Annotated in this window: 9 protein-coding genes and 1 pseudogene; 4 read left to right on the top strand and 6 right to left on the bottom strand. The window is 72.8% G+C overall.

The genetic code is table 11. The features are described from left to right. A pseudogene (locus P3T29_RS30340) lies at positions 1–410 on the top strand (hypothetical protein); the annotation flags it as partial. A gap of 28 nt (positions 411–438) precedes the next feature. Here the strand turns inward: P3T29_RS30340 and P3T29_RS30335 are convergent. Further along, positions 439–837, bottom strand: a complete 399-nt coding sequence (locus P3T29_RS30335; RefSeq protein ID WP_280719894.1) for a RidA family protein — start codon at positions 835–837, stop codon at positions 439–441. A gap of 45 nt (positions 838–882) precedes the next feature. Then, on the bottom strand, positions 883–1,794 hold the full coding sequence (locus tag P3T29_RS30330; RefSeq protein ID WP_280719893.1) for a 2-dehydropantoate 2-reductase: 912 nt from the start codon (positions 1,792–1,794) through the stop codon (positions 883–885). Between the two features lie 304 nt (positions 1,795–2,098). On the opposite strand from P3T29_RS30330, the gene P3T29_RS30325 reads away from it, so the two are divergent. After that, the gene (locus P3T29_RS30325; RefSeq protein ID WP_280719892.1) at positions 2,099–3,508 is read left to right on the top strand and encodes a PLP-dependent aminotransferase family protein; all 1,410 of its coding nucleotides are present in this window, start codon (positions 2,099–2,101) and stop codon (positions 3,506–3,508) included. Positions 3,509–3,568: 60 nt separating this feature from the next. Continuing rightward, complete coding sequence (locus P3T29_RS30320; protein WP_280719891.1) at positions 3,569–4,303, top strand: maleylpyruvate isomerase family mycothiol-dependent enzyme; 735 nt, start codon at positions 3,569–3,571, stop codon at positions 4,301–4,303. An 83-nt stretch (positions 4,304–4,386) separates the two neighbouring features. Here the strand turns inward: P3T29_RS30320 and P3T29_RS30315 are convergent, their stop codons facing one another. From P3T29_RS30315 to P3T29_RS30300, 4 genes are all read right to left on the bottom strand, one after another. Then, positions 4,387–5,547, bottom strand: a complete 1,161-nt coding sequence (locus tag P3T29_RS30315; protein WP_280719890.1) for a pyridoxal phosphate-dependent aminotransferase — start codon at positions 5,545–5,547, stop codon at positions 4,387–4,389. Between the two features lie 143 nt (positions 5,548–5,690). After that, entirely contained in the window at positions 5,691–6,251 is a 561-nt protein-coding gene (locus tag P3T29_RS30310) for a YbjN domain-containing protein (protein ID WP_280719889.1), read from the bottom strand. Between the two features lie 191 nt (positions 6,252–6,442). Next, positions 6,443–9,055 carry an ATP-dependent chaperone ClpB gene (gene clpB, locus P3T29_RS30305; RefSeq protein WP_280719888.1) on the bottom strand — a complete coding sequence of 871 codons (2,613 nt, stop codon included), beginning with the start codon at positions 9,053–9,055 and terminating at the stop codon, positions 6,443–6,445. Positions 9,056–9,177: 122 nt separating this feature from the next. Continuing rightward, positions 9,178–10,104 (bottom strand): LysR family transcriptional regulator, encoded by a 927-nt coding sequence (locus tag P3T29_RS30300; protein ID WP_280719887.1) that lies wholly within the window; start codon positions 10,102–10,104, stop codon positions 9,178–9,180. 70 nt (positions 10,105–10,174) lie between these two features. Here P3T29_RS30300 and P3T29_RS30295 point away from each other — a divergent pair, with 70 nt between their 5' ends. Next, a complete protein-coding gene (locus tag P3T29_RS30295) occupies positions 10,175–11,281 on the top strand; it encodes a C4-dicarboxylate ABC transporter (protein WP_280719886.1) in 1,107 nt (368 codons plus the stop codon). Positions 11,282–11,316: the final 35 nt, after the last annotated feature.

Raw genomic sequence — 11,316 nt, 5'->3', positions numbered from 1 at the left:
TCGCCGTGGCGCTGCCCCTCTCCGCGCCCTCCCCCCGTTCGGGGGCCCGCGGGGGGGGGCCCCGCTCCGCCCCGTTCACCCCCCCCGCCCGTAGCGACGTCCCCGGCCCGGCGGCCCGGCCCCCGGCGGGGCCCACGACGGTGGCCGGGGTCGCCTGGGCCGGCCACCGGGGCATCGCGGCGGTCGAGGTCCGGGTCGACGGCGGCGCCTGGACACCGGCCCGGCTCGCGGACGCGGACGGCAGCGACGTCTGGCGCCAGTGGACCTATGGCTGGACCGCCGCCCCCGGCACCCACCGCATCGAGGTCCGCGCCACCGACGGCACCGGTACGGTCCAACCGGAGACCCCGACCCCGCCCTATCCCAGCGGCTCCACGGGGTGGCACAGCGTCGTCGTCACCGTCTCCTGACCGGTTCAACTGCGAGTCTGCGCTGCGCTCACGCCCAGACGGGCAGTTCCGCGAGTGCGTCGATCTCGACCCGGAAGGCGGGATGGACCAGCCCGGCGACCTGGACCAGTGAGCAGGCCGGTGGGCGGGCCGGGTCGAGGTACTCGTCGCGTACCAGGCGGAAGGCGTCCAGATCGGCCAGGTCGGTCAGATACACCGTCAGTTTGACCACGTGTTCCAGGCCGGCACCGGCTGCTGCCAGCGCGGTGGCCAGGTTCGCGAAGACCTGCCGTACCTGGGCCTCGGCGTCCTCCGCGCCCACCAGCCGCCCCTGGGCGTCCACCGGGACCTGCCCGGAGACGGCGACCATCGGCCCGCCGAACGACACCGCGTGGCTGTAGCCGTTGACCGGCGGGGTGCCGTCGGGCCGGACGAAGTGCTGCATCATCTCTCCTGAACTCGGGTGGTGATCACACCGGGGTGGCTGGTGTCGCTACCGGCCTGCGGCGGCAGCCAGTTCGGCGACCAGGCGGGCGGTGACGGGGGTCTCGACCTGATGGGTGGCCGCAGCCCGCAGGACGGCCCCGCCGATTGCGTCGAGCTCGATCGGGCGGCCGGCCTCCACGTCGCGCTGCATCGAGGACTTCATCGCCTCGGGGGCACGGTCGAAGAAGGAGAGCACGGTCTCGGCGGTCACCGGTGCGCCTGCGGCGCGGGCCACGGCGGTGATCTCGTCGAGTACGGCGAGCAGTTCGGACCGCCGCTCGGCGCGGATGGTGCCGACGGCGGTCTGGTGACGCGTGGTCAGCAGGGCGAACGGGGCGAGGAAGGAGAGCTTGTCCCAGAGCATCGCGGTCTCGTCGGCGCGCAGGGCCACGTCGAGGCCGGCGCGCCGGAGGTGGGACGCGAACTCGTCGAGCGGGGCGGCCAGTTCGAGGGCGGCGAAGGGGCTGGTGTGCGCGATGTGCCCGGGCGAGGTGCGGGTGGCCTCGACCCGGATGGTGCCGGCCACGACCCGGGCGGCCGGATAGTGCCGGCGCAGCGCCGCGACGTGGTCGAGCCCGTTGAGCAGCGGTACCACGATCCCGTCGCCGAGGACCTGCGGCGGTACGCGGTCGAGGGCGGCGGACAGGGCGGTCTGCTTGACCGTCACGAAGGTGACGTCGGCCGGCTCGCGCAGCTCGGTGTCGGCCTCGACCGGGGCCGTGAAGTATCGATTAGTGGCTCCGCCACGGGTACCGTACTGGGCGCTCTCGACGCGCAGACCGTCGCGGCGCAGCACGGCGGCGGTCTCGTCGCCGGCCAGGCAGATGACGCGGTGTCCGTCGCGGGCGAGCAGCGCGCCGATCAGGCCGCCGACGCCACCCGGCCCGAGGATCGCCACCGTCATGGAGGTCGTGGTCATGTGCTGCTCCTGTTTTTCTGGGAGACCGGCGCCGGGCGGGCGGTCTCGTGGCTGTATTCGATCAGTTCGTCGTCGGGAACGTCGGACGGGGTCTATCGGCGGGAGTCGGCGGCGCGGCGGTCCCGCGCAGCAGGCAGGCCGCCGTGATCCACGCCATGCTCCCGGAGGCGGTCAACACCAGCGCGGGCGCAGCGGCCGCGTCAGCAGCAGTGGCCGCGAACCGGCTGCCTGGGCTTGAGAGTTGATCCTCCTGGTCACACGACGAAGCTAGCGGCCGAGCGGATCGCCGGTAAGATCCAATTCCATGCCGCTGGACTGGTCCGGTCTGTCACCCGATCTGCTGTTGGTCATCGACCGGGACAGCGGCGAGCCGTTGCGCTGGCAGCTGGAAGGCCGGGTGCGGGACGCGATCCGGACCGGTCGGCTGCAGGTCGGCGAACGGCTCCCGTCCTCGCGGGAACTCGCCCGGATGCTCGGACTGTCACGCGGGCTGGTCCAAGACTGCTATGCCCAACTCCAGGCCGAGGGGTACCTGGTGACCCGCGTCGGCTCCGCCACCCGGGTGGCGGCCGGCGCAGGCGTACCGCCGGCCACCTCGACACCGATCGCCGTGCCCGCCCGCCTGGTGGCCGACTTCAAGTGGGGTGTCCCGGAGCTGAGCGCCTTCCCGCTCGCCGACTGGCTGTGGGCGACCCGCGAGGCGGCCCGCACCATGCCGACGGCGGCGCTCGACTACGGTGACCCGCGCGGCAGTGCGGCACTGCGCGAGGTCGTGGCTGGATATCTGCGGCGAGTACGCGCCGTCGCGGCCGACCCGGAACGGATCGTGATCTGCTCCGGTTACGCGCAGGGCCTCGGCCTGGCCCTGCGCGCCCTGGCCCGGACCGGCGTTCGCACGGTGGCGTACGAGGACCCCGGCTCACCGGCCACGATCTCCTCGGCCGCGTCCTGGGCCGGCCTGTCGGTGATCCCCGTACCGGTCGACGAGCACGGCATCGACGTGCGGGCCCTCGCCGCGACCGACGCCCGCGCCGTCGTCGTCACCCCCGCGCACCAGTGGCCCACCGGTGTCGCCCTGGCACCCGAACGCCGGCTCGCGCTGATCGACTGGGCCCGGCGCCGGGACGCCGTCGTCATCGAGGACGACTACGACGCCGAATTCCGCTACGACCGGGACCCGGTGGGCGCCCTGCAGGGCCTCGCCGCCGACCGCGTGATCTCCATAGGCACCGTCAGCAAGTCCCTCGCACCCGCGCTGCGGATCGGGTGGATGATCTGCCCGCCCGCGCTCGCCGGGCAGATCATCGAGCAGAAGCAGCTGACGGACCGTGGGTCGCCCACGCTCGACCAGCTCGCCCTCGCGAGACTGATCGAGTCCGGCCGCTTCGACCGGCACCTGCGTCGGATGCGCACGACCTATGCGGCGCGGCGCACCGCCCTGGTGGCGGCGCTCGCCGAACACGCCCCCGAGGCCAGGGTGACCGGCCTGGCGGCCGGCTTTCACGCGGTCGCCCATCTCGACGGATCGGCCGACGAGCAGGAGGTCATCGCCGCCGCCCGCGCCCGGTCGGTCGGCCTGTACGGAATGAGTACCTGCCGCTCCTCGCACGCGACCTCGCCACCACAGCTGGTCCTGGGCTTCGGCAACGTCGGCGAACGCGCCGTCACGGCAGGCATCGCCGCCGTCGGCGAGCTGCTGAGGGGCCGTCCTTAGGCCGACCGGTGGCCGGACCTGGTCGCCGGCTCGCCGCCAACTCGCCGTTACAGTACGGACGTGATCGAGATCATCGAGGAAGTCCACCGTTCCGGCGCCCGGCTGGACGCCACCCTCGCGGCACTGACCGACCCGGAGGTGTGCGCGCCCTCGGCCCTGGCCGGCTGGAACCGTGGCGACGTCGTCACCCACCTCGCGCGCAGCGTCGACGCCTACCTGTGGCTGCTGGCCGTGGCCCGTACCGGCGCCGAACCCGGCCCGAGGCCCGGCACCGAACGCCCCGCCGCCGCAGTCGCCACCGAACTCGCCACCGCACTCGCCACCGCACTCGCCACCGCACTCGCCGCCGACCTGCGCACCCGGCTCGCCCGCCTGGCCGAAGCCGCCGCGTCGATGCCCGCCGAACGCTGGGACACCCTGGTCACGGCGCTGGCCGGCTGGCGGCACCCGGCCTGGTACACCCTCCACCGCTGCTGGCGCGAGCTCGAAACCCACCACGTCGACCTGAACGTCGGCTACCGCCCGGCCGACTGGCCCCCCGCGTACGTGACCTGGGCGCTGGACGACACCCTCGGCGCCCTGGCCGCGCGCGACTTCCCCGTCGCCCGGGTCGAAGCCGTCGACCTGGGCCGCACCTGGACGGTCTCCCCGACCGGCCCCGACGTCGTCGGCCCCGGTCACGCCGTCCTCGGCTGGCTCAGCGGCCGCACCGCCGACGCGCCGCCCACATCCGGCGGCCACTCACTGCCGGACCCGCCCAACTGGCCACTGCCACCGGCCCCGGGCTGGAGCTGAGCCGACGGCCGCCGCCGTGGCCGGCCGGGCGCCAGCGGTTCACGCTCCGCGACAGCGGTCCCGCCGGGTCCCGCCTGGTCCGGTCAGAGCTGCCGCAGGCGCGCCACCGCCTCGCTGAGCACATCGTCCCGCTTGCAGAAGGTGAAGCGGATGAGGCTGCGGCCGGCGTCGGTGTTGTCGTAGAAGACCACGTTGGGGATGGCCACCACGCCGCAGCGCTCCGGGAGAGAACGGCAGAACTCCAGGCCGTCCTTCTCGCCGAGCGGGGTGATGTCGGTGGTGATGAAGTACGTGCCCTGAGGGCGGAAGACCTCGAAACCGGCTGCCGTCAGGCCGTCCGAGAGGAGGTCGCGCTTGCGGGCGAGGTCGGTGCGGAACGTCTCGAAGTAGCTGTCCGGCAGGCGCAGCGCCTCGGCGACGGCGTACTGGAACGGGCCGGCGGAGACGTACGTCAGGTACTGCTTGGCCGTGCGGACGGCCGCGACCAGCGGGGCGGCGGCGGTGACCCAGCCGACCTTCCAGCCGGTGAAGGAGAAGGTCTTTCCGGCGGAGGAGATCGAGACCGTCCGCTCGCGCATGCCGGGCAGGGCGGCGATGGGGTGGTGGGCGCCGCTGAAGACCAGGTGTTCGTAGACCTCGTCGGCGATCACCAGCAGGTCGTGTTCGACGGCGAGTTCGGCGATCGTGGCCAGCTCGGCGGGGGTGAGGACCAGGCCGGTGGGGTTGTGCGGGGTGTTGATCAGCAGCAGCCGGGTGCGCGGGGTGATCAGGGAGCGCAGCTCGTCCAGGTCCGGGCGGAAGGTGGGCCGGCGGAGCGTCAGCGGTACCCGGGTGGCGCCGGCCATCGCGATGCAGGCGGCGTAGGAGTCGTAGAACGGCTCGAAGGCGATCACCTCGTCGCCGGGCTCCAGGAGCGCGAGCAGCGCGGCGGCGATGGCCTCGGTGGCTCCTGCGGTGACCAGGACCTCGGTGTCGGGGTCGTACGTGAGGCCGTAGAAGCGCTGCTGGTGCTCGGCGACGGCAGTGCGCAGCTCGGGGATGCCGGGGCCGGGCGGGTACTGGTTGCCCCGGCCGCTGAGCACCGCGTCGGCGGCGGCCTGGGCGATCTCGCGCGGCCCGTCGGTGTCGGGGAAGCCCTGTCCGAGGTTGATCGAGCCCGTCGCGGTGGCGAGGGCGGACATCTCGGCGAAGATCGTCGTCCCGAGTCCGTCCAGTCGGCGGTTCAACAGCGGCCTCGTACCCATGCCTGCTCCTCGTGGTTGGAAGTGGATCGGAAGTGGATCTCATCTTCTTGGCACAGGGGGAGTCGGGACAAGCCCCGTCGTTGCACGAACGCCCGCCCCGCCAGGAGGTGGCGGGGCGGGCGTCGTGGTGTGCCGGGGGGAAGTCAGCCCTCGTCGGGGGTGCCGTCCTCGGGCTGGCCGGGCTCGCCCTCGATCTCCTTCTGGAGGCCGAGGCGCTCGACGATCCACTGCTCGAAGCCGACGGCGGCCTGAGTCCAGTTGGCGGTGGTGGTGACGAAGTAGTCGAGGTTGACGCCCGTCCCGATGATCATCTGGGACTCGCCGATCAGGCGGACCACGCCGTCCTCGTGCGTGTGGGTGTAGACCTTCGGCCAGAGGGTCTCGCGGTTCCACTCGTCGATCAGGTCGAGGATCTCGTGCTTGTCCTCGAGCGGGTACGCGCGGTCGTAGAAGGCGCGGACCGCGAAGAGCTCCTTCTGCTCGCCGCGGAACATGTAGTAGACGCGGAAGCCGTCCCAGGGAGCGGTGAGGTCGCCCTCGTCGTCCACGAGGTGCTTGAGCTGCATCTGGTCGAGCAGCTGGCCCACCAGGGCCTGGTCCGGTACGACCACGGGCGGCGGGCCGGCCGGTCCGCCACCGGGCTGACCGCCCTGGGGGGGCTGCGGCGAGCCGAAGGAGGGGATGGACGACGGGTCGATGCTCATTGGGAGGTCCTTCTGATTCTCAGTGCACAAGGGTGGCTGGGACTGAGGGGCCGCCCTTCCAGGTCTCCATCCTGCCTCATCCGGAGCCCAGCTCACAGGGGCTCCCCGGCGGGCGCCCGGAAGATCCGGTACCAGCCGCTTTGGGAACCCCTGTGGTCACCTGAAAATCATCTGGCGATCACTTGACCCGGTCACTTGACCAGCGAGGTCGTAGCCGCCGACCGCACCGTCAGCCGGTCGGCCGCCTCGTCGCGCTCGACCACCACGGTGTCCCCGTCGCGGACGGTGCCGGAGAGGATCGCCTTGGCCAGCTGGTCGCCGATCGCGGACTGCACCAGCCGCCGCAGCGGCCGGGCCCCGTACGCCGGGTCGTAGCCGGTCAGTGCGAGCCAGTCACGGGCCGCCGGGGTGACGTCCAGGGTGAGCCGGCGGTCGCGCAGGCGCTCCGCCAACCGGGCGACCTGCAGGTCCACGATCCGGCTCAGCTCGGCCATGCCCAGCGGCTCGAAGACCACGATGTCGTCGAGGCGGTTGAGGAACTCGGGTTTGAAGGAGCTGCGGACCGTCTCCAGCACCAGTTCCTTCTTCCGCTCGGGGCTGGTGTTCGGGTCGATCAGGAAGTGCGAGCCGAGGTTGGAGGTGAGGATCAGGATCGCGTTGCGGAAGTCGACCGTCCGGCCCTGGCCGTCGGTGAGGCGGCCGTCGTCCAGCACCTGGAGCAGCACGTCGAAGACCTCGGGGTGGGCCTTCTCCACCTCGTCCAGCAGGACGACGCTGTACGGGCGGCGCCGGACCGCCTCGGTGAGCTGGCCGCCCTCCTCGTACCCGACGTACCCGGGCGGGGCGCCGACCAGGCGGGAGACGGAGTGCTTCTCGCCGTACTCGCTCATGTCGATCCGGACCATCGCCCGCTCGTCGTCGAAGAGGAAGTCGGCCAGGGCCTTGGCGAGTTCGGTCTTGCCGACGCCCGTCGGGCCGAGGAAGAGGAACGAGCCGGTCGGGCGGTCCGGGTCGGCGATGCCGGAGCGGGTGCGGCGCACCGCGTCCGAGACGGCCTGGACGGCCTCGGACTGGCCGATCAGCCGCCTGCCGAGCTCCTCCTCCATCCGCAGCAGCTTGGCGCTCTCGCCCTCCAGCAGCCGGCCGGCCGGGATGCCCGTCCAGGAGCTGACCACGTCGGCGATGTCGTCCGGGCCGACCTCCTCCTTGACCATCGACTCGCTGGCGTCCTCGTCGGCCGCGCGCTGCTGCGCCTCGGCCAACTCCCGTTCGGCAGCCGGGATCTCGGCGTACATCAGCTTCGAGGCGCGCTCGAAGTCGCCGTCCCGCTGGGCGCGTTCGAGGGTGCCCTGCAGTTCGTCGAGGCGCTCCTTGACCTCGCCGACCCGGTTCAGGCTCTTCTTCTCCTGCTCCCAGCGGGCGTTCAGGCCGTTCAACTGCTCCTGCTTGTCGGCCAGATCGCGGCGGAGTTTGGCCAGCCGGTCGACGGAGGCCGGGTCGGACTCCTTCTCCAGGGCCAGCTCCTCCATCCGCAACCGGTCGACGGCGCGCTGGAGTTCGTCGATCTCGACGGGGGACGAGTCGATCTCCATCCGCAGCCGGGAGGCGGACTCGTCGACCAGGTCGATCGCCTTGTCGGGGAGGAAGCGCGAGGTGATGTACCGGTTGGAGAGGGTGGCGGCGGCGACCAGGGCGGCGTCCGAGATCTGCACCTTGTGGTGCGCCTCGTACCGTCCCTTGAGTCCGCGCAGGATGGCGATGGTGTCCTCGACGCTCGGCTCGCCGACCAGCACCTGCTGGAAGCGGCGCTCCAACGCCGGGTCCTTCTCGATCCGTTCGCGGTACTCGTCCAGCGTGGTGGCGCCGACCATCCGCAGCTCGCCCCGGGCCAGCATCGGCTTGAGCATGTTGCCCGCGTCCATCGCGGAGTCGCCGCCGGCGCCCGCGCCGACCATGGTGTGCAGCTCGTCGATGAAGGTGATGACCTGGCCGTCGCTGGACTTGATGTCGTTCAGGACGGCCTTCAGCCGCTCCTCGAACTCACCCCGGTACTTCGCCCCGGCGACCATCGCGCTCAGGTCGAGCGCGACCAGCCGCTTGCCGCGCAGCGAGGTGGGCACGTCGCCCGCGACGATGCGCTGCGCCAGGCCCTCGACCACGGCCGTCTTGCCGACGCCCGGGTCGCCGATCAGCACCGGGTTGTTCTTCGTCCGGCGGGAGAGCACCTGGACCACCCGGCGGATCTCCTGGTCCCGCCCGATCACCGGGTCGAGCTTGCCGTCCCGGGCGGCCTGGGTGAGGTCGGAGCCGTACTTCTCCAGCGCCTTGTACGTGCCCTCCGGGTCGGGGGAGGTGACGCGGGCGCTGCCCCGGACGTCCCTGAAGGCGGCCAGCAGCGCCTTGGGGGTGGCGCCGTGCTGCGCGAGCAGCTCGGCGACCGCACCGCCCTCGGCGGCCAGGCCGACCAGCAGGTGCTCGGTGGAGAGGTACTGGTCGTCCAGGTCGTCGGCGCGCTTGCCCGCCTCGGCCAGCACGGCCATGGTGTCGCGGGCGAGCTGCGGCGCGGCGACCGTCGAGCCCTGGGCGGCGGGCAGCCCGGTGAGCTGCCGGCGGGCGGCGGCCGTCACGGCGGCGACGTCCGCGCCGACCGCTTCGAGCAGCGGGCGGGTGATGCCCTCCGGTTGCTCCAGCAGGGCCAGCAGGATGTGCACCGGCTTGACGTCCGGGTTTCCTGCGGCGCTGGCCTGCCGGATCGCGGCGGACAGGGCGTCCTGCGTCTTGCTGGTGAACTTGCTGGCGTCCACTGCTGGTGTGCCTTCCTCTGGGAGACTGCTCCTGCTTCATCCAGTATGCAGTAAGTTGAGTCGATCACGCTCAAGTTTCGAGTGACTCATTGTGCGGTTCATCGGGTAGCTCATTGGGCGAATTACTGGGGAAGTCGTTTCCGGGTGAGACCGAGCAGCTCCCGGGCCGGTCCGGTGGGCCGCTGCCCGGCGGGCCAGACGGCCCGCAGCGGCCGGTGCAGGTCGAGACCGTCCAGCGGTACCTCGACCAGGCGGCCGGTCGCCAACTCCTCGACCACGGTGAGCTCGCTCAGGCAGACCGGACCGGAGCCCGTCATGGCGGCCGCCTTGAGCGCGGTCGAGGAGGCCAGCACGAGCCGGGGGGCGGCCGTGCCGCCGTACGGGGCGAGGGCCTGGTCCAGCACCTCGCGGGTGCCGGAACCCGGCTCGCGCAGCACCAGCGCGGTGCCGGCCAGCTCGGGGCCGGTGAGCGGGGTGCGGCGCCGGGCCCAGGGGTGGGTGGGCCCGACCACGACCACCAGCCGGTCGGCGCCCACCGCCACGCCGTCGAGCCCGGGCGGGGTGTTCGGGCCCTCGATGAATCCGAGGTCCGCCTCGCCCGCCAGCACGTGGGTGGCGACGTCGGCGGAGTTCGCGGTGCGCAGGGTGACGGCCGTGTCCGGGCTGCTCTCGTTCAGGGCCAGCAGCCAGCCCGGCATCAGGTACTCGGCGACCGTCAGGCTGGCGACCACCCGCAGCCGCGCGTCGCGGTGCTCCCGCAGCGCGCCGATCCCGGCGTCCAGCAACCGCGCCGCCTCGACCACGGTGCGCGCCCAGTCGACCACCAGTCGCCCGGCCTCGGTCGGGCGGGAGCCGCGCGGCGACCGGTCCAGCAGGGCGACCCCGATCTGCTGCTCCATCCCCTTGATCCGGGCGCTGGCGGCGGGCTGGCTCACCCCCAGCGCGGCCGCCGCCCGCCCGACGCTGCCCAGCCTGGCCACCGCGACCAGCAGCTCCAGCGCGCCGAGTTCGGGGACGTGGGGGGAGAGGGGGTGGAACGGGTCGGTCATAGGTTCAGGCTATGTCCTCATAGGGCGGAGCACGCTACCGGCGGACAGCCGCGCCGGGCAGGGTGGAGTCATGGCCGTCATCACCGCACCCACCACGAACCCGCAGGTCACGACCGCGTACCGGCTCGACCTCCGGCGCCTCGGCCCGAACTGGTACGCCGCCGTCATGGGCACCGCGATCGTCGCCAACGGCGCGGCGGCCCTCCCCGTCCGGCTGCCCGGGCTGATCGGGTTCGCCGAACTGGTCTGGGCGCTGGCCGCCGCCGCGCTCGTCCTGCTGATCGCCGGCCGGGCCGTGCACCTCACCCGGCACCGGGCCACCGCCCGCACCCAGCTGCTGGACGACCCGGCCACCGCCGTGTTCTACGGCTGTCCGCCGATGGCGCTGCTCGCGGTCGGGTTCGGCACGCTGGCGGTCGGCTCCCGGGTGATCGGCACCGGGCCCGCCGTGGCGATCGACCTGGTGCTCTGGGGGACCGGCGCGCTGTACGCCGTCGCGGTGGCCGCCGGAATCCCGTACCTGATGATCAGCCGGCACCGGGTCTCGCCGCTGGAGGCCAACCCGACCTGGCTGCTCCCCGTCGTCGCGCCGGTGGTCGCGGGCGCGCTGGGCCCCGCGCTGATCCCGCACCTGCCGGGGCAGTGGCAGGCCGCGATGCTGTACGGCTGCTGCCTGCTGCTGGGCGCCGGGATGCTGGCCACCCTGGTGCTGCTACCGGTGGTGCTGACCGGTCTGCTGCACAGCAAGCTGCCCGCCCTGGTGCTCACCCCGTCGCTCTTCCTGGTGCTCGGACCGCTCGGCCAGTCCACCACCGCCGTCAACCAACTCGCCGACGCGACCAAGTCGGTGCTGCCCGGCGCGGCCGGGGCGGCGCTGGCCGCCGCCGTGCTGTACGGCCTTGCGGCGATGGGGTTCGCGCTGCTCTGGCTGCTGGTCGCCGGCGCGGCCAACCTGCGGGCCCTACGGGCGGAGATGCCCTTCGCGATGACCTGGTGGGCCTTCACCTTCCCGGTCGGCACCATGGTCACCGGCTCCGCCGGGCTGGCCCGGCACACCGGCTTCGGAGGCTTCACCGCGCTCGCCGTGGCGCTGTTCGCCCTGCTGCTCGCCACCTGGGCGACTGCGGCGGTGCGGACCGTCTCGGGGCTGATCAGCGGTCGGCTGCTGGGCAGTTAGGCACCCGGAGCACCACTGATCGGGTGTCTGCCGGA

The sequence above is a fragment of the Kitasatospora sp. MAP5-34 genome (assembly GCF_029894335.1).
Lineage (GTDB): Bacteria > Actinomycetota > Actinomycetes > Streptomycetales > Streptomycetaceae > Kitasatospora.
The sequence above is the reverse complement of the archived record's forward strand: the minus strand, read 5'-3'. Positions and strand labels throughout refer to the sequence as shown.